This is a genomic window from Streptomyces sp. BR123 (assembly GCF_013401435.1).
Lineage (GTDB): Bacteria > Actinomycetota > Actinomycetes > Streptomycetales > Streptomycetaceae > Streptomyces.
In genome coordinates this window covers 1-17,183 of the sequence record NZ_JACBGN010000067.1, presented here as the reverse complement: position 1 = coordinate 17,183, position 17,183 = coordinate 1, and the positions used below count along the sequence as shown (strand labels likewise).

At 72.9% G+C, this 17,183-nt stretch carries 18 protein-coding genes; 13 read left to right on the top strand and 5 right to left on the bottom strand.

Features of this window, described 5'->3' with window-relative positions:
• Positions 1 to 40 precede the first annotated feature (40 nt).
• The 5 genes from HYE82_RS13800 to HYE82_RS13780 all read left to right on the top strand — a co-directional run bounded on the left by HYE82_RS13800 (position 41) and on the right by HYE82_RS13780 (position 2,803).
• Positions 41 to 400, top strand: coding sequence for a transglycosylase family protein (locus HYE82_RS13800; RefSeq protein WP_179174313.1), 360 nt, complete (start codon positions 41 to 43; stop codon positions 398 to 400).
• Positions 401 to 973: 573 nt separating this feature from the next.
• Positions 974 to 1,177, top strand: coding sequence for a CsbD family protein (locus tag HYE82_RS13795; RefSeq protein ID WP_179174312.1), 204 nt, complete (start codon positions 974 to 976; stop codon positions 1,175 to 1,177).
• Positions 1,178 to 1,281: 104 nt separating this feature from the next.
• Positions 1,282 to 1,605 (top strand): hypothetical protein, encoded by a 324-nt coding sequence (locus HYE82_RS13790; protein WP_256987188.1) that lies wholly within the window; start codon positions 1,282 to 1,284, stop codon positions 1,603 to 1,605.
• 225 nt (positions 1,606 to 1,830) lie between these two features.
• A complete protein-coding gene (locus HYE82_RS13785) occupies positions 1,831 to 2,223 on the top strand; it encodes an STAS domain-containing protein (protein ID WP_179174311.1) in 393 nt (130 codons plus the stop codon).
• Between the two features lie 103 nt (positions 2,224 to 2,326).
• Positions 2,327 to 2,803, top strand: a complete 477-nt coding sequence (locus tag HYE82_RS13780; protein ID WP_179174310.1) for an ATP-binding protein — start codon at positions 2,327 to 2,329, stop codon at positions 2,801 to 2,803.
• A gap of 166 nt (positions 2,804 to 2,969) precedes the next feature.
• On the opposite strand, the gene HYE82_RS39500 is transcribed toward HYE82_RS13780, so the two are convergent.
• Both HYE82_RS39500 and HYE82_RS13770 read right to left on the bottom strand, forming a co-directional pair.
• A complete protein-coding gene (locus tag HYE82_RS39500; protein ID WP_369009805.1) occupies positions 2,970 to 3,281 on the bottom strand; it encodes an SsgA family sporulation/cell division regulator in 312 nt (103 codons plus the stop codon).
• 200 nt (positions 3,282 to 3,481) lie between these two features.
• Positions 3,482 to 3,766: an STAS domain-containing protein gene (locus HYE82_RS13770; RefSeq protein ID WP_179174308.1), complete on the bottom strand. Its 285-nt coding sequence runs from the start codon at positions 3,764 to 3,766 to the stop codon at positions 3,482 to 3,484.
• A gap of 345 nt (positions 3,767 to 4,111) precedes the next feature.
• Here HYE82_RS13770 and HYE82_RS13765 point away from each other — a divergent pair, with 345 nt between their 5' ends.
• The 4 genes from HYE82_RS13765 (at position 4,112) to HYE82_RS13750 (ending at position 6,579) form a co-directional block, all read left to right on the top strand.
• Complete coding sequence (locus HYE82_RS13765) at positions 4,112 to 4,513, top strand: ATP-binding protein (RefSeq protein ID WP_179174307.1); 402 nt, start codon at positions 4,112 to 4,114, stop codon at positions 4,511 to 4,513.
• Positions 4,514 to 4,919: 406 nt separating this feature from the next.
• Positions 4,920 to 5,195: an isoamylase early set domain-containing protein gene (locus tag HYE82_RS13760; protein ID WP_179174306.1), complete on the top strand. Its 276-nt coding sequence runs from the start codon at positions 4,920 to 4,922 to the stop codon at positions 5,193 to 5,195.
• Between the two features lie 140 nt (positions 5,196 to 5,335).
• Positions 5,336 to 5,824 (top strand): hypothetical protein, encoded by a 489-nt coding sequence (locus HYE82_RS38005; protein WP_309144311.1) that lies wholly within the window; start codon positions 5,336 to 5,338, stop codon positions 5,822 to 5,824.
• A gap of 86 nt (positions 5,825 to 5,910) precedes the next feature.
• Positions 5,911 to 6,579: an HAD family hydrolase gene (locus HYE82_RS13750; protein WP_179174305.1), complete on the top strand. Its 669-nt coding sequence runs from the start codon at positions 5,911 to 5,913 to the stop codon at positions 6,577 to 6,579.
• Between the two features lie 193 nt (positions 6,580 to 6,772).
• Here the strand turns inward: HYE82_RS13750 and HYE82_RS13745 are convergent, their stop codons facing one another.
• Positions 6,773 to 7,189, bottom strand: a complete 417-nt coding sequence (locus HYE82_RS13745; protein WP_179174304.1) for a CBS domain-containing protein — start codon at positions 7,187 to 7,189, stop codon at positions 6,773 to 6,775.
• A gap of 222 nt (positions 7,190 to 7,411) precedes the next feature.
• Positions 7,412 to 12,028: an HAD-IC family P-type ATPase gene (locus tag HYE82_RS13740; RefSeq protein ID WP_256987187.1), complete on the bottom strand. Its 4,617-nt coding sequence runs from the start codon at positions 12,026 to 12,028 to the stop codon at positions 7,412 to 7,414.
• Between the two features lie 173 nt (positions 12,029 to 12,201).
• Here HYE82_RS13740 and HYE82_RS13735 point away from each other — a divergent pair, with 173 nt between their 5' ends.
• Positions 12,202 to 12,645, top strand: coding sequence for a hypothetical protein (locus HYE82_RS13735; RefSeq protein ID WP_179174303.1), 444 nt, complete (start codon positions 12,202 to 12,204; stop codon positions 12,643 to 12,645).
• Between the two features lie 7 nt (positions 12,646 to 12,652).
• On the opposite strand, the gene HYE82_RS13730 is transcribed toward HYE82_RS13735, so the two are convergent.
• Positions 12,653 to 13,696, bottom strand: a complete 1,044-nt coding sequence (locus HYE82_RS13730; RefSeq protein ID WP_179174302.1) for a YihY/virulence factor BrkB family protein — start codon at positions 13,694 to 13,696, stop codon at positions 12,653 to 12,655.
• A gap of 390 nt (positions 13,697 to 14,086) precedes the next feature.
• Between HYE82_RS13730 and HYE82_RS13725 the strand changes: the two genes are divergently transcribed.
• From HYE82_RS13725 to HYE82_RS13715, 3 genes are all read left to right on the top strand, one after another.
• The gene (locus tag HYE82_RS13725; RefSeq protein WP_179174301.1) at positions 14,087 to 15,274 is read left to right on the top strand and encodes a YbdK family carboxylate-amine ligase; all 1,188 of its coding nucleotides are present in this window, start codon (positions 14,087 to 14,089) and stop codon (positions 15,272 to 15,274) included.
• A gap of 124 nt (positions 15,275 to 15,398) precedes the next feature.
• Positions 15,399 to 16,220, top strand: coding sequence for a 2OG-Fe dioxygenase family protein (locus HYE82_RS13720; protein WP_179174300.1), 822 nt, complete (start codon positions 15,399 to 15,401; stop codon positions 16,218 to 16,220).
• Between the two features lie 81 nt (positions 16,221 to 16,301).
• Positions 16,302 to 17,000 carry a HemK2/MTQ2 family protein methyltransferase gene (locus HYE82_RS13715; RefSeq protein ID WP_309144310.1) on the top strand — a complete coding sequence of 233 codons (699 nt, stop codon included), beginning with the start codon at positions 16,302 to 16,304 and terminating at the stop codon, positions 16,998 to 17,000.
• The last annotated feature ends 183 nt before the right edge of the window (positions 17,001 to 17,183 follow it).

Genomic DNA, 17,183 nt, shown 5'->3' with positions numbered 1-17,183 from the left:
CCGGCCCCTCCCGGGCCGATCGTCGACTTACGGAGGATCCATGTCCCGCTTCCAGGAGCGTTACCGAACCGCACGCATGGCCTGGCTGCTGTTGTGCGCGTCGGTCCTGTGCCAGCTGGTGCCGCTGAGCTCGTTCACGGCTCATGCCGCTGAGCACGCGTCCAAACCAAAGGTCAATTGGGATGCCATCGCCCAGTGCGAGTCCGGTGGCAACTGGCGTGCCAACACCGGCAACGGTCACTACGGCGGTCTGCAGTTCACCCAGTCGAGTTGGAAGGCTGCAGGCGGTACCCGGTACGCCCCTCGAGCCGACCTCGCCACCAAGTCGGAGCAGATCGCCACTGCCCGGAAACTGGCCGCCATGCAGGGCATGGGCGCTTGGAGCTGTGCCCGTCGCTGATCCCGTACCGCACGGCGTGGTTGCCGTGCGTACCGCTCCCGCGGCTCAATGAACTGCCGTTCCCACGGGGGAGCCCCGGGCCTCCGCTGCGACCAGTACCCCGTGCTCACCTGCGGCAAGGCCGCTGGTGTTGCGGGCAGGCATCGCGACCACCCCGGCCCTGCTCCCGGTGCACTGACCGTCGGACCGCTCCTGCGAGGTGGGGGCCGACGAGGCGGCAGGGGCATCGGGTCGGTGAAGCGGCATCGCCGTGGCCGGCGGGACGGAGGGCGCCGCCAAGCCGATGTCGGCGGTGAAGCCGACCTCGACGGCCACGTGTGACCCCTCCCCTTTCGGTCTGTCGCGCAGCTGTCGGCTCCGAGGCCGAGGTTCACATCGCTCAAGGGGGCCACCAGGCGCGGTGGGTCCGCTCGCCGTGCCGGTGGCCGGGCGGCTCATCGCGAGCAGATCCTGGCGATGAGCCGTCGGCGCGGGCACTCTGCGCCTGCGAAGGGTCTCGTCTCGACGCGCGAAACGTCCGGATTCCCTTTACTTTGTGGGCGTAGGCGCGTTCTTCGAGAAGGAGACTCTTTCATGGCTGAGAAGGCCAAGGGCAAGATGGAGCAGGCCAAGGGCAAGGCGAAGCAAGCCGCCGGCAAGATGACCGGCAACGAGCGGATGGAAGCCGAAGGCAAGACGGACGAGGCCAAAGGCAAGCTGCGAGGAACCGCGGGCAAGGCCGAGGAACGGGCCCGCGGAGCCGAGGACTCTCTGCGCGGCCGCCGCCAGAAGTCCTGACCCGGTTGTCCGCGCGCGGCCCTCGACGTGCACAGCGTCGGGGGCCGCCGCTTCTGTGCAGGCGGTGTCGCGTGGGTCCCGCCGTACCACGCGAGAGGAGCATCATGACCGGACACCCGGACGAGGCCGCCGTCGAGGCGGCGCACGAGCCGCACGATCCCGCACCGGGCGAGTGGGCGGTTCGCGACCGGGTACGGGCACAGGCCACGGGAATGCGCCACCACCAGGCCGAGGCCGCGCTGGAGGCGGCACGCGAGGAGGGTGCCGATCCGACGGTCGTGGCCGAGCGGGAGCGCATCGAGGAGCACCTCACCACGCACGGTGGTCCGTACGCCCCGGAGACCGACCCATACGTCCAGGGCCAGATGGAGGCCCGCTCCCGGCACGGCGCGGACGACCAGGCACCGGTTCGGACGGATCGTCCATGAGGTGGGGGAGGAAATCGAGGGCACGGCGGAAGGCACGGCACTGGCGGGGCTTGGGCCGACACCTGCCTCGTCGGCGTGTCCGCGCGGGAGCGGCCGGACGGGCGGGAGCCGCGCACGCCTGCCTTCCGCGCCGACCGGAACCGGCGCCGTGCCCGTCCCGGGGCTTGGCCGCGCAGGGGCGGCGTGCGTAAGGTCGAGGCGCACCCTCCGGAGGGAACGACGACAATGCCAGCCGAGAACGAGCAGGGAGCCGGTATGACGGCCGGGCATCCGCACGAGGCGCCGCTCACGGTGCAGGTCCACCATACGCAGGCCCGCGAAGCGGTCTGTCGCGTCGCGGGGGACCTCGACATCGAAACCCTCATGCCCGCGCAGGAATCGCTGTCCCAACTGGTCGCGCAGGGCCCGCGGGTTCTGGTGGTGGACCTCGAACACGTCGAGTTCTGTGACTCCTCCGGGTTGAACCTGCTGCTGAAGACGCGTGCGGCGGCACTGGCGGCGGGCGTCGATCTCCGGCTGGCCGCGGTCGCCCCGACGGTGATGCGCGTCCTCGAACTGACCGGCGCGCAGAGCGTCTTCTCGATCCACGAGTCCGTCGACTCAGCTCTCGCGACATGAGCGGTACCCTCCTGAGCGGGGGCGTGATCCGAGCACGACGGGGCAACCGACCGGACAGACCGCAGGCTCGACGGCGAAGCCGACACCGAAGGGGCACCCGCACATGACGACCATCCCGGGCGCCCTGGACGACGGTCGTCCCGGGCACGGCGCCCTGCCGACGGGCGGCCGGCGTCGACGCATGCCGCTGGCCGATCTGCCCAAACCGGTGGCCGGAGCCCGGGCGTTCACCGCGCGGGCCCTTCAGGACTGGAACCCCGCCGGCTCGTTCGGCATCGACCAGCACGCCGTGGACGACATCATCCTGGTGGTGGCGGAACTCGTCGCCAACGCCATGCTGCACGCCGGTGGCCCGCTGGAGATCGTCCTCGACGCCTCCGACGGGCGCCTTCGCGTCGAGGTCAGCGACGGCGACACCACCCTGCCCGCCCCGCGCCGGCCCCATCAGCCATCCGTCCCCGGCGGGCACGGCCTCTTCATCGTCCAGCGGACGTCGGACCGTTGGGGGACGGAGCGGCACAGCACGGGCAAGACCGTCTGGGCGGAGTTCGACGCGGCCGGGCCGGCGCCCGGCCGGTAGCCGTACGGGCACCCGTCGGCCGCACCGAGAGACCCGGACGCGCAGCCGTACTCAGCGTGCTTGCCCGGACGGCCGGCGCCTCCGAGTCAACCCGCGAGGAGAGCGTCGAGAAGTGCGTCGACGTCCAGGTCCTCGCTACCCGGCGGAACGAGGGCATGAGTCCGGCTCAAGAAGCGGTCGAGGGCGCATGCGTTCGCAAGGAAAACGGCCACGGCAGGTCCGTGCGCGTTGCGGCCGTGCAGTTCCATCCGCACCACCCGTTCCGTGCCGTTGGTGGCCGGGCCGAAAACACGTCTCCCTCCCCGGTCGGCCGGTGGAGTCCCTCGGCCAGCGTCTGGCGGTCGAAATGCCAGCACGCCAGGCGTACCGCGCGATGGAAGAACTCCACCCGCACCGCCAAGGGGTCGGCGGCGGTATAGGACAGCCGTGCACGGAGGGGGACGGCGTTCTGGCCCGCACCGGTGAGAGATACGTCCATGTCAGCGTCTACACGGGACATCGAAAAAGCCTCCAGGCAGGTGAGGTCGGTGGGAGTCAGCCGCACGCCTGCCCCGTCCGCGCCCCGCCACACGGGCGTCCCGGTCACGGCCCGATATCGCTGCCGGACCGTACCGGGGCCGACCGGAGCCGAGACCCGCACATGATCGGCGCCGACGGCATGCGCGGAAGGCCGCCGGGCTACTGGTCGAGGGCGGAGTGCAGGTCGGGGGTGATGGTGAAGCGGTCGGTGGTGCCGGTGCCGTCCAGAAGAACGAGGAGCGGGTAGGGCGGAGGTCCGGCCAGGGTCAGGTCGTGCGTGGTGTTGGCGTCGAGCAGGGTGTGGAGGAGGAAGACGTCGGCGAAGGTGATGCCGGTGCAGTCGGCAATCGTCCTGCCACCGCCGCGAGCGGCTTCCTCGAAGGCGCGGGTGAGTTCCTTGGCGCTGTCGGCGTCGAAGTCTCCCACCAGGTTGATCACCGACACGCCGGGCCGTTCCGTCCGGCAGGTGGCCGTGCCCGGCACGCCCGGCCGGCCACTGCCGCCACGGGGTGAGGATTCCCCTTGGTCACTCATCGCGGTCCCTTCGGCTGGACGGCAAGCGCGCGGGGCGAGACACGGACGCGGGCCGATGGCTCGGTGGCCGCTTGCCTCAAGCCTGACACCGCCCCCGACCCACGGCCACGCCGCGCACCGCATCCTCCCGGGCACACCACGTGGTGGTCGCCGCGGACCGGGAGGCCCTGTGTGCGCCGAGGCCCCACGGGCGAGGGGTAGCGCTGTGGCGGGCGGGCAGGCGCATGGTCCGAGCGTGGTAGGGGGCGAGGGGAGATGACCGACCCGGCGCGGCACTGCGAGTGCCGTGGCATCGGTGCGGCGGCCCGGGCCCGTGAAGAGGTCCGCAGGCTGGTCGACGACGCCGCGAACGTGGGCCACGTGCTGCCGGAATCCGTCGAGCACGATGCCCTCCTGGTCGCCAGCGAGCTCGTGGCCAACGCCGTACGGCATACCGGCGGTCTCTGTCTGCTCGATGTGACCTGGGCCGACGACGGCATCGACATCGACGTCACCGACTCCAGCCCCCACCCACCCCGTCTGCGGCCGCCTGTTCCGGCGGGCGCGGTCGGCGGGTACGGCTGGCCGCTGGTGAACCGGCTCGCCTCCCATGTGGAGGTTCGCCCGACGTCGGCGGGCGGCAAGACGATCCACGCCCACCTACCGGGGGCTCTGTGAGCTCCGCGCGTCTCGGCCGCCGGGCGTAGGCCCGGTCTTCCCGGCCCGGCCGTGGGACGATCCGGGTCAGAGGGGCAGGGCGGGCTCCGGCCGGTCGGGCCGCCCCCACCCTCCAGGGCCGCTCGCGCACGGTGTGTCCGGCCCCGGCGCGGACAGGCTGATGCAGCCACCTTCACCGCCCTGCAGCACCTCCTCGAAAACTCCCCGGTTCCACCTCGGGGCCAGGCAGACGGATGAGCTGGAATACCGCGGCCGCGGCCTCATTGCGCGGGCGCGCGGCAGCCGGCCGGCGCCCGGGCGGGTGACACCCGGCCGACCGGCAGCGTGTGCCGCGCCGGGCGGGCGGGCCTCGGCGCGAGAATTCAGGGCCCCCTCTTCCCCGTCGTCCCCTCCTGGAGTCCCTTCGGTGCTCGAACGCAAGCAGGTCAAGGGCCACACCCACATCACGTTCGTCCTCCCCGAGAACGCCCCGGCCGGGCCGGTCAGCGTGGTCGGCGACTTCAACCACTGGAACCCGTCCGCCCATCCGATGCAGGCCCGCGGCGACGGAATGCGCGCCGTCACCGTCTCCCTCCCCTCCCACAGCTCCCATTCCTTCCGCTATCTGGCCGCCGGGGACTACTGGTTCGACGACGAAGGCGCCGACGCACACGACGGCACCAACAGCCGCCTCCACACCTGACACCCGCAGCCCGGCACAGCCACCCGAAGGCGACGCCACGCGTCCCCCAAGGGCGCCCGGTCCAGGCCGGCAGAAACGAAGCGAATCATCGGTGGCCCCGGGCGTTCCGGCCACCGTTGCCGAGCCCGAAAGGAGACCCGGTGGACGCGATCGTGCCGCTGCGGGAAGACCACAGAACCCGCGGCGTCGAAATGACGCCGGCCACCGGTCGGCCGAGCGTGCGCCGAAAGGCACACCGGATCGGATGGGTGTTGGCAGCGGCCGTGAGCGTGGGGAGCGTCGGCGGGTGCGGAGGGCCGTCGGGCCGCGAGGACGCGGCTGTCTCGACAGCCCGCGCCTTCGAGACGGCGTTGGGCGCGGCCCGGTTCGAGCAGGCCTGCGCGCTCCTCGCGCCGGAAACCCGCAAGGCAGTCGCGGAAGCCTCACCGTGCGGCCCGGCCCTCGCCGGCAAGCGGCTGCCGGCAACGGCCGGGGCGGCGGTGACGCAGACGTTCGGGCGGCAGGCGATGGTACGGCTGACCGGCGACACACTGTTCCTGTCGCAGTTCGACGCAGGCTGGAAGGTCGTGGCGGCCGGCTGCACCCCCCGCGCGGAGCAACCTTACGACTGCCTCGTCAAGGGGGCCTGACCGGCGCGGACCGTTCACCGGCTGCCTCGCGCTCCTCCTGTGCAGCCGGGCCAATGGCGCCACCAGCTCACTCAAGGAGATCGGCAATGAATCGGGCGGCCTTGTTCGATGTCGATGGCACTCTCGTCGACTCCAACCATCTGCACGTCACCTGCTGGTGGCAGGCACTGCGACAAGCCGGCCACGACGTGGCGATGCACGACATCCACCGCGCCATCGGGCTGCCGGGCAGCGACCTCATCGCCCATCTCCTCGGCGAAGACCGCGACACCGGCCATGACGACGCTCTCAGCGCCGCCCACGACACCCTCTACGCCGGCTACTTCGAGCGACTGCCCCGCCTGCGCGGAGCCGACCGGCTCCTGCGCGCGCTCCACGCGCAGGGCTGGCGCGTGGTCCTGGTCACCTCGGCCGGCGGAGTCGAGCTGGATGCGCTGACCAAGGCCATCGACGCGGACGACGCGATCACCGCCACTGCCAGCGCCGACGACGTGGAGGCGGGCAAGCCCGCCCCGGACCCGATCCACCATGCCCTTGGACTCGCCGGCGCCGTCGCAGAACGGTCGGTTTTCGTCGGTGACAGCGTGTGGGACATGAAAGCCGGCAGGCGGGCCGGGGTCACCTGCGCGGGCCTCCTCAGCGGCGGGATCCCCAAGCTCGACCTGGAATCCGCAGGCGCCGGCCGCGTGTACCGCGACCCTGCCCACCTCCTCGACGACCTCGAACACAGCCCCTTCGCCGCACCGCGTACATGACATGCCGATCGGGCGGGTGCCCGCCGGGTCGGACCGCCGGTCGACACCACGGTCAGACGTGCCAGCACTCCGTCGGCATTCCGCCCGCAGTCGGGCGTTCGGCCAGCGGTCGCTTCCGCCGCCGGACGCGACCGCCGGCGGGACCGTCGGCCGGTGGTGTTCCCGACTCCTCGGACGTAGCGGTGACGGCGAGTCAGTCGCTGGAGAGGGCTTGGAGGAGGTCGCCGACCTCCGGGTCGGGAAGGGCGCGGGCGACATCGGCCTGGGCCACGATTCCGACGAGGGTGTGGCCGTCGATGACGGGCAGGCGGCGGACCTTGTGTTCGGTCATCGTGCGGAGGATCTCCGAGGCGTCGTCGTCCGCGCCGATGGTGACGGCCTCGCCCTGGGCGAGCTCCCCCGCCTTCACCTCGGCGGGGTCCTTGCCTTGGCCAAGGACCTTCACGACGATGTCGCGGTCGGTCAGCATCCCCTTGAGTTTGTTGTCGGTGCCGCAGATCGGCAGCGCTCCCACCCCGAGATCGGTCATCTTCTTCGCCGCGTCGAGGACGCTGTCCTCGGCTCCGATACAGGTGGCGCCGGGCGTCATGATCTCGCGTGCTGTGGTCATGGCAGTCTCCAGGCTTCGCAGGCCGCGGGGCCGGGCGGCCCCACCGGCCGATTGGGCTCGGACTGCCAGCGCCTTCCCGGTACGCCGACATGCAACCGCGCGGTCGCGTGAACTCCTCGACCGGCGGCGACCGGGCTCGACCACGCCCGCCACCTCAGGAACCCGCGCGACCCCCAGGAACCGTCCGTCTCGACGGGCTTGCCGAGCAGGCGAACGCCCGGATCACCGAGCTGCTGTGGAAGCCGGCGACAGGCGGGTCCAGAGGTAGCCGAGGGCGATGGCGACGGCGATGGAGCCGAGGGCGATGCCCCAGGCGAGGGGGCCCAGGGGTGTGCAGCCGAAGAACCGGCTCACGCCGGGGGTCTGGATGATCGCGGCCAGAATGGCGGCCGAGCCGAGACCGGCGACGAGGACGTTGCGGTCCGTGCCGCCGGTGGTGAGGGTCTGGACGAGCTGGGTGCCGACGACGGCGGCCAGAGCGACGGTGCCGGCCCGTCCGGCGCGCCCGGTCAGGCGGGCCGCTGTCCAGGCGAGCCCGGCTCCGGTGGCGGTCACCGCGCCGCGGTGCAGCATGTCGTGGGTGAGGGGGGTGCTCAGGGAGCGGTGCGGGCCCTCGTCGAGGAGGCGTGCGCCGGTGGTGCCGGTGGGTTCCCGCATGGCGATCGCCAGGGAGGGGGCGAGGTCGGTCAGCAGGTTCACCAGCATGATCTGGCGGGCGTTGAGCGGGGTGGTGCCGGTGACGACGGAGGCCAGGACGCTGAAGGTGACCTCGCCGAGGTTGCCGCCGATGAGGATGGCGAGGGCGGCGCGGACCGAGGCCCACATGGCGCGGCCTTCGGTGAGGGCGGCGACGATGGTCTCGAGCCGGTCGTCGGTGACGACGAGGTCGGCTGCGGCGGTCGCGGCAGGGGTGCCGCGGCGGCCCAGCGCGATGCCGACGTCTGCGAGCCGGATGGCGGGCGCGTCGTTGGCGCCGTCGCCGGTCATGGCCACGACACGGCCCATGCGCTGGTACGCCTGGACGATGCGGACCTTGTGGGCGGGGCTGCAGCGGGCGATGACGTCCACGGTGGGCAGCACTTCGGCCAGGGCGTCGTCGTCCAGCTCGTCGAGTTCGGGGCCGGTGCGGACGGTGAGTTCGGTCGCCTCGTCGGTGGTCGGCGCTGCCGCGCCCTGAGTCGGGCCGCCGGCCATGTCGCCGATGGCGGAGGCGATGGCGTCGGCGGTGGCGGGGTGGTCGCCGGTGAGCATGACGGTCTGCACACCGGCTGCCCGCAGGCGGGCGGTGGCGGGCGCGGCGCTGGACCGCAGCGGGTCGGAGAGGGTGACGAAGCCGAGCAGGATCAGCTCGCGTACGGCCTCGTCGGTCAGCTCCTCGTCATCGGGCATACGGCGTTCGGCCACGGCCAGCACCCGGCGCCCGGCGGCGGCAAGCTCCTCCGCCGCCGCGGTCAGCTCCGCACGGGCGGCGTCGTCCAGCACGGTGGCTCCGCCGCGTGGGGCGCGGCGGCGGGTACAGCGGGCGATGACGTTCTCGGGCGCGCCCTTGACGCTGAGCAGGGCACCGCCGGAGGTCTGTCCGGTGGTGGCGTGGTAGGCCCTGGCGGGCTCGAAGGGCAGGGTGTCGGTGCGCCGCCAGCGGGTGGCGCCGGTGCGCGCGCTGACCCGGGCGCGCTGGGCGCCCTCCAGGACGGCCCGGTCGGTCTGGTGGGCCACGGGTTCGGCCTGCCGAGCCGCCGGGGTGGCCCGCAACGCGGCGGCCAAGACCTCCTTGTGCCGGCTGCCGAGACGCTCCGGAGTTGCGGTGGTCGCGCCGTCGTGGACCCCGGACAGGCGCAGGGTTCCCTCGGTGAGCGTGCCCGTCTTGTCGAAGCAGAGCACGTCCGCGCGGCCGAGGGCCTCGACCGTCCGGGGGTTGCGGACCAGCGCGCCCACCTCGGCAAGACGGCGGGCCGCGGCGAGCTGTGCGGCGTTGACCAGGAAGGGCAGGCCCTCGGGTACGGAGGCGACGGCGAGGTTGACGGCGGAGGCGAGGTTGTCGGAGAGCGGCCGACCGTGGAGCAGGCCCGAGAGGACCACGGCGACAGCGGAGCCGAGGGCGATGGGGATGCTGGAGCGGGTGAGGGAGGACAGCCGGGACTCCACTCCGGTCTCCGGCGCGGACTGGCGGGCCGTGGCCAGGCTCCGACCCGCCTCGGTGGCCTGTCCGGTGGCGACGACGACGGCCACGCCGTGCCCGGCCGACACGCTGGTGCCCTCGTAGAGCATCGAGGTGCGGCCCTGGAGGTGCGCGGCGACGACGGGGGCCGGGTCCTTGGCCACCGCGAGGGACTCTCCGGTGAGTGAGGACTCGTCCACCTCCAGGCCCTCGCCCTCCAGCAGCCGGCAGTCGGCGGGGACGACGTCCTCGGGCCCGAGGACGACGATGTCCCCGGGCACCAGTTCGCCGGCGGCCACCAGCCGCTCACGGCCGGCCCTGCGCACGCGGGCGCCGATCGCGGAGCGGGCGAACAGCTCCGCCAGGGCCCGGTCAGTGCGTACCCGCTGGAAGCCGCCGACCAGCGCGGAGAGGCTGGTGATCGCTGCGACCAGCGCGGCGTCGGTACGGGATCCCACGGCCGCGGCCAGCGCGCCGCCGACCGCGAGCACGGGAGTGAGCGGGTTGGAGAGTTCCTCGACGAACGCGTACGGGAGGGTCAGCGGCCCGGGGGCCCCGGCGTACGCCTCGCGCACGCGGGCGGCGGCCTCCGCCGCCGAGAGTCCCTCCACACGGCTGTCGAGCCGCTGGAGGACCCGGTCGGCGGGCATCAGATGCCAGGGGATCGTGGACACCGGTGGGGCCAAGGGTCGGTCCAGCAGCTGGCGGGCCCGCCAGACGCCGAGGCAGAACGCGACGAGGCCGGTCGTGTTGCCGATGGCCAGCACGCGCGCCGTCGCCCGCCGCGTGGGCGACTGCAGGGCCGCGACGGCGCCGACACCGCTGCCGCCCGCGGAGAGAAGGTGGCTGTCGCGGTCCACCACGGCGGCGGAGGCGACGGCGTCGACCACGACGGCGGCCGCTTCGAGGTCCGGGCCGACCAGGAGGTGTGCGCCCCACGGGGTGTGCTCCTCGTCGCCGTGGACTCCGATCGCGCAGTCGGCCTCGGCCAGGGCGCGGCGGTTGCCGGAGACGAGCAGGACGACGGCGCCGTCACCCTGGAGGCCGCGTACCGACGCGGCCAATCGGCTGCCGGCCGGGACGACGGCATCGGCGTACGGGATGCGGGCGTCCTCGCGTGCGGTGGCGACGACGATGCGGGCCCCTGCCCGCCGGGCCGCCGCCGCGACGGCCTCGGCGCCCGGAGCAGACCGGGTGGCCAGGCCCGCGACGGCCTGGAGGCGCCGCCCGCGGGCCAGACCGAGGACCTTGTCGGCTCCCCGGCGCCGTATCCTCTCCACCGCGTCGAGCAGCGCCTCCGCGGTGTCCGGCGGTGCTTCGCCCCCGGCTCCGGGCTGCGCCGGGGCACCGTTGCCCGATTGTGCCGTGTCCCCTCCCGGCGTGGCGGAACCGGTGGCACGGCCGGGCCCCTCGTCGAGGTCCAATTCCTCCGGAGGGCCGAGGATCCAGTCGCCGTCGCCGTGGACGGCCAGCGGAGCATCGGGGTCGTAGAGGGCGAAGAGGCGTTCGGACACGGCCTGGGCATCTGAGCCGGCGGCCACTTCGAGGTCGATCGGCTCGTAGCGGTCGCCGCGCAGGGCTTCCTCGTCCAGGACGATCGTGTCCACCTGGCCGAGACGTCGCAGGACAGTGCGGTCCATCGTGACGACCCCACGCTGTGCCAGGTGCCGGCCGAGGCTCGCGGCGAAGCCCTCGCGGCCGGCCTGGGGGGCCTTGGGGACCGAGGCCACGGCGACGGCGACCGCCCGCCGGAGGCCGGCGAGGGGCAGCACGGCTGCTGCGGCGGCGACGCCGGCGGCCATCGACCACTCGGCGAAGTGGTCCGCCGCGTCCTGGGGCAGCGGACCTTCCCTGTCCGTCGTCACTGCGTCCGCGGATGCCTCCTCCGGGGAGCGGACGAGTCCGGCTTCGGCCTCGCGCCAGGCTCCCCGTTCGGCGCTCGCCTCGCGCCACGCCGCTGTGCGCAGCAGCATGTCCAGACCGATCCCGCCGCCGCCGGTCGCCACGCCCTGGACGAGGGCCCCCACCACCGAGAGCAAGGAGTCGGCCTGCTTCCCGCCGCCGACGTCCTCGACCAGGTGCCGCAGCTTCGGGTGCGTGCCGAGGGCGTCGATGACGGCGGCGACTTCCGCGGGCAGGCCGAACCAGGGGGCGATCCTGCGCAGGGTGGCGACGGTCAGACCTAGGGTGTCCGCCGCCAGAGCGGGAAGCCAGGCGAAGGGAGGGCCGTCGGACGGGTGGTCGGGTTCGGGCCGCCAGTCGTCGTACGCCTCCTCCTCGGCGGCGTGGTCTCCTTCGGCGCCCTCCACGAGGGCGACCAACTCCTTCTCGGGCGGGGGCGGCGAGGCCACCTCGACCACCACGCGCTCCATGGGCGCGTTCACCCTCGCCCACACCACCCCCGGATGTCCTTCGAGCGTGCGTTCGATGCGCCGGGCCACCCTTTCGCCGCCCGCGCCGTGGACGCCCGCGACCTCGATGTAGCAGCGGCTCGGACGCCACCCCACCTCGCGGCGGGAGCGGCCGGCGAGGATCTCTGCCGCCTCCCGAGCCGCCCGTGCGCCCGACGCCGCGTACCCGGCCAGGTCCGAGAGCATCGAACCGAGCACCGGAAGGACCGCGGCGGCACCCGGCCCGGAGGGGGCCGACGAGGATGACGAAGGTGTCTCCGACTCCGGCATGATGCGTCGCTCCCTGAAGCGCTGCAGGCGGATGGGCAAGCGGGATCGGTGTGCCGTGCGTGCGGAGCACAACGGGAATCAATCTAGTCGAAACTGCGTATTCCGCCCCGTAAGGGAAAGGCGGAACAGAGGAGCCATCGACCTCTCAGCCCTCAGCCTCGGAGGTGAGACCTGTGGCCTCTCCCCAAGACAGGCCCGCTGCCGGCGAGCCGCTCCGGAACGAGCACGACAGCAGACAGCGCACGTTCACCGTGACCGTCCCCTCGTTCGACCACCTCGCGGGCAGCGCCGCCAACGCGGCGATGCTCCCCGTGGCCGTTGCCCGGCAGGTGCTGCCCGCCAAGAAGGGCCTTCCGCTCTACCTGGGCCTCGGCGTACTCGCAGCCGCAGACGTCCTCGATTGGCCCGTCGCCATCGGTATCGGCCTCGGATACGCCGTCCTCCGCCGCGATGGGGGCCTCATCGGCGCCCCGCCCACTGCGGCGGCCCCACCCGGGCCAGGGGACACGCATGAACCGGCACGTTCCCCCGGACGGCCCGTGGACGTCTCGACCCGAACGGCGCCGTCCACCGCCACGGGGGACACTGCGGAACCGCAGGCCGGCACGATGACGTGAGCCCCGCTCATCGCAGGCGCCGGCGGGTCTCATCGCTCCACCCCCGTGTGTCCCGGGGCTCCGTGTAGGGCTCTTCGTCCTCCGGGTGCCCGCCGGCGATGGCGCGCTGGCGGACCATCTCGGCGTCGAACTCCAGGCCGAGCAGGATGGCGAGGTTCGTGATCCACAGCCATACCAGGAAGACGATCACGCCCGCCAGAGTGCCGTACGTCTTGTTGTAGGAGCCGAAGTTCGCGGCGTAGAACGCGAATCCGGCCGAGGCGATCATCCAGATCACCAGCGCAAGGAAGCTGCCGGGGGTGACCCACCGGAAGCCGCGGCCCCTGGCGTTCGGCGCGGCCCAGTACAGGATCGCGATCATGGTCGTGACGAGGAGGACGAGGACCGGCCACTTCGCGATCGACCACACCGCCATGGCGGTGTCCCCGATCCCCAGAGCGGCTCCGGCCTGCCGGGCCAGGCTGCCGGTGAACACCACGATCACCGCGCCGGCGACGGCCAGGATCATCAGCGAGACGGTCAAGGCCAGGCGCAGTGGGAGGAGCTTCCATACCGGACGGCCCTCGGGCATGTCGTAGACGGCGTTCGAGGCGCGGATGAACCCCGCGACGTACCCGGAGGCGGACCAGATCGCGACGGCGAGGCCCACGGCCGCCAACAGCGACCCGATGCCGGCGCCGGCCTGCAGCTGCCGGACCGCGTTTGCGATCACATCGCGGGCCGCACCCGGAGTGAGCTTCTGCAGGTTGTCCAGCACTTCTCGGGTGGCCGACTCGCCTGCGATGCCCAGCAGGGAGACGAGCACCAGCAGGGCAGGGAACAGAGCCAGTACCCCGTAGTAGGTGAGTGCCGCCGCCCGGTCCGCCAGCTCGTCGTCCTTGAACTCCTTCAGCGTCCCGCGCAGCACCTCCCTCCACGACCGCTTCGGCAGCTCCGAAGGCCGGTCCGGAGCCCGCTCCTCGACCTGCCTGTCCGGACCCGCCCCGCCGCTGCGACCTGCCCCCGGCCCCCGGCGGTTCTTGCCGTGCTCTGATGTCGGTGTGGGTTCCACACCCGGCGGCTGTCCACTCGAGCTCCAGTCATGCGCGCGGCAGGCAGACCGGCGCAGGCAGATCCGCAGAACCACGAGGGCAGCCCCCCGTCGTCCGGGCCCAGGCGGTCCGCGCCGCGCGGCCTCGATGGGGGACAGCTCGGCCCACACCTCGGGGGCCGCGTCGTTGAGCTGCGGTGCGCGGCCGGTCGGGCCGGCCGGCGCTGCACTGGTTGAACGCCTCGAAGGCGCCCTCCGCGTCACGCCACCGTGCACGGGTCGTGTCCGCCGCCGAGGCCGTGCCCCCGGCGGGCTGATGGCGATCGTACGGGCGGTGCCGACGCCGGCAGTGCCTCCAAGTGGGCGCTGCCGGAGACGACAGGACCACGCGCGCCGGTTGATGCTGGGGGGATGAGCGCGAGCGAGACCGAAGGCGCCGTGGGCGTGCGGGCGAGCGGGGATGTTCCGACGGTGGGTGTGGAGGAGGAGTTCTTCGTGGTGACGGCGGGCACCCGCTCCGTGGCGCCCGCGGCATCCCGCGTGCTCGCACGGGCCGGTACCACTCTGGGTGACCTGGTATCGGGTGAGTTCACCGATGTCCAGATCGAGATCAGGACCCCGCCGTGCACGTCCGTGGCCCGAGTGCACGAGGAACTGGTCCGGCTGCGGGCCGGTCTCGCCCGGGCGGCGGCGGCCGAGGGGCTGGGCGTGTGTCCGTCGGCCACCCCGGTGCTCGGACCGGGCGGGCCGGTGCCTGTGGGCGAGCATCCGCGTTACCGCGCCAGCGTGGAGTTGTTCCGGTCGATGATGGACGACTTCGCCGTCAGCGCGTTGCACGTCCACGTACATCTGCCCGACCGGGAAGTGGCCGTGCTGGTCGGCAACCACCTGCGGCCCTGGCTCCCGCTGCTGGTGGAGATGAGCGCCAACTCACCCTTCTACGACGGCCGCGACACGGGATACGCCAGTTGGCGGTCGGTGATCCGGTCGCGTTTCCCCTGCCTGGGGCCACCCCCGTACGCCGAGTCCTTCGACCACTACCGCGAGACCGCCGCCGCCATGACGGCGGCGGGTGCGATGCCGTTCGCAGAGCTGCCGTTCTGGGACATCCGCCCGCACCCGACTCTGCCGACGCTGGAGGTGCGCTGCATGGACGTCCCGGCCGAACCTGCCGACTCCGCCGCCCTGGCCGCCATCATCCGGGCACTGGTGGTCACCGCGGCAGAGGCGGTGCGCCGCGGCGATCCCGGGCCCCGGCTGTGTGGCGAGCTGCTGCGCTCCGCCTACTGGTACGCCACCCGGGACGGCTGGACCGGCCGCGGCATGGACGTCCTGACCGGGGAGGTCCTGGCCGCACCGGTGCGCGGTGCGCGGCTGCTGGAGCACATCGGGGCAGCCCTGCGGGCGCACGGGGACGCCGACACCGCCACCGCATTCGTGCAGCGGCTGGGGCGCCGGGGGTCGGGCGCTCACCGCCAGCGCGCCGCCGCCCGCCTGCCCGGCGGCCTGGCCGCAGTGGTCGACGACCTGACCGCCCCCATTCCCCCTGCCGGTGAGCGGACGGCTGCCGGGCCGGAAGGCGCCGCGGAATTCACCTGACCGGCGGGTTTGCGGCGGCATTCCTCCCCGCGGCATGCCAGCCTGGCGGAACCGCGACCGGGCAGCCCCGCGCCCGGGAACGGAGGGCAGCAAGCGACTGCGGCCGGTGGCACAGGAGGACTCCGTGAAGAAATTCCCGACCCTGCACGACACGCCGCCCGTGACGGAGGGCATCACCAGCACACTCCGCCGACAGGGCTATGCCCGCTACCGCGCCGAGGACATCGGCCTGCACCCTGACGAGCACAGCGGTGATCTGGCGCAGATCGACGAAGCCTTCGCCCATCTCCCGCCCGACCCCTACGCACCGCACACGCACCGCTACCGCCGCTACTCCCACGCCGTGTACCTGCCGTGGACCGGGCAGCTGACCTTCACCCCGGGCGCGCCGGATGCCACCTACGGGTCCGTGACGGAGTTCTGGCAGGACGACCACAATCCGGAATACCCCGGCGTGCGGCGCCGCTTGCCCGACATCCCGGCCGCGCTCCGGGGCAACCCCCTCCTGCTGCGTCTGATCCGTACGGACCTCGACCATGCCACGTGGCTCGAGGACCTGCAGCGCACCCCGGTCTACGTCGGCGTCCACCTGCTGAAACTGGCCGTGCACGACAGTACCGACGAGGCCGTCTCGTCCCCCAACTGCCTGCACCAGGACGGCGGCTCTCACGCCACCTTCACTTTCGCCCACCTGATCGGCTGCACCAACATCCGCGGCGGCGAAAACACCATCGCCGACCCCGAAGGCGTCGGTCGGCAGCCCGACGACCTTCCCCGGACAGCCGTGCGTGCTCGCTTCACCCTCACCGAACCCCTCGACGGGTACGCCGTCCACGACCACCGCGTCAGCCACCACGTCGCCCCCGTCCGCCTGGGTGACCGCCCCGGCCCCGGGGACCGCCGCATCCTCATCATCGGCGTGGCGCCGTACGGCCCCCGCCCGTAGACCCCGCCGGCCGGGAAACTCCCGAGGCCGCCCCGGCGAGGCTCCCCTCGGGCTTGCCGCAGGAACAAGGAGAGATGACGCGTGGACACCACCGAGCTCAAACTGCTCAAGGCCTGGGGGGTGTACGAGCCGCAGGGCGACTCCTACCTCCTCAAGGGCGCCCTGGCCAAGGCAGCCGTCCCCCAAGGAGCCGACGCCCTGGACGTATGCACCGGAACCGGTCTCATCGCCATGACGGCAGCCCGCTTGGGCGCACACCGCGTACGCGCCGTGGACAGTTCCTACCGTGCGGTGGTGACCGCCCGCTGCAACGCCCGGCTCAACCGGCTCTCCGTGCGCGTCGAACACGGAGACTTCCGCACCAGTCAGGCCGCCCGCCACCGCTACGACGTGGTGACCGCCAACCCGCCCTACATCCCCACCCCCGTCTCTGCGGACACCGAACGCGGCCGGTCCCGGGCCTGGAACGCGGGCCCCGACGGCCGCCGCTACCTGGACCGGTTGTGCGCCATGGCACCACAACTCCTCACCGACCACGGAATGATGCTCCTCGTCCATTCCGTCCTGTGCGCACCGGAGAAGACCCTGCGCCTGCTCGGGGAGGCCGGCCTCAAGGCGTCGATCGTGGCCCGCCGCCGCCAACCCTTCGGCCCCGTCCTCACCGCCCGCGCCGCCTGGCTGATCGATCAAGGACTGATCAGCCAGGGCCAGACGGAGGAAGAACTCGTGGTCATCCGCGCCGACCGGGCGGGTCCGGTCTCGGACGCGCACGACACCTGACGAATACCGTGCGCCCCGTACCGCACCGGCACGCCAGTCGCCCGGTCCGGCTCCCACCACGAAACGTCGCCCCAGGGGCGGCCTGCGACCGCAGGTACGGCCACGGACGACGGACCCCGGCCCCGCAACCCACGAGCAACCGAGGCAACCCATGCCGAACTCCCTCGACCCCGACACCGCGCC

Excerpts from the sequence above, each read along its gene's own strand:
- HYE82_RS13800 (WP_179174313.1), top strand. The coding sequence starts at position 41 with ATGTCCCGCTTCCAGGAGCGTTACCGAACCGCACGCATGGCCTGGCTG.
- HYE82_RS13795 (WP_179174312.1), top strand. The coding sequence starts at position 974 with ATGGCTGAGAAGGCCAAGGGCAAGATGGAGCAGGCCAAGGGCAAGGCG.
- HYE82_RS13790 (WP_256987188.1), top strand. The coding sequence starts at position 1,282 with ATGACCGGACACCCGGACGAGGCCGCCGTCGAGGCGGCGCACGAGCCG.
- HYE82_RS13785 (WP_179174311.1), top strand. The coding sequence starts at position 1,831 with ATGCCAGCCGAGAACGAGCAGGGAGCCGGTATGACGGCCGGGCATCCG.
- HYE82_RS13780 (WP_179174310.1), top strand. The coding sequence starts at position 2,327 with ATGACGACCATCCCGGGCGCCCTGGACGACGGTCGTCCCGGGCACGGC.
- HYE82_RS39500 (WP_369009805.1), bottom strand. The coding sequence starts at position 3,281 with ATGGACGTATCTCTCACCGGTGCGGGCCAGAACGCCGTCCCCCTCCGT.
- HYE82_RS13765 (WP_179174307.1), top strand. The coding sequence starts at position 4,112 with ATGACCGACCCGGCGCGGCACTGCGAGTGCCGTGGCATCGGTGCGGCG.
- HYE82_RS13750 (WP_179174305.1), top strand. The coding sequence starts at position 5,911 with ATGAATCGGGCGGCCTTGTTCGATGTCGATGGCACTCTCGTCGACTCC.
- HYE82_RS13745 (WP_179174304.1), bottom strand. The coding sequence starts at position 7,189 with ATGACCACAGCACGCGAGATCATGACGCCCGGCGCCACCTGTATCGGA.
- HYE82_RS13740 (WP_256987187.1), bottom strand. The coding sequence starts at position 12,028 with ATGCCGGAGTCGGAGACACCTTCGTCATCCTCGTCGGCCCCCTCCGGG.
- HYE82_RS13725 (WP_179174301.1), top strand. The coding sequence starts at position 14,087 with ATGAGCGCGAGCGAGACCGAAGGCGCCGTGGGCGTGCGGGCGAGCGGG.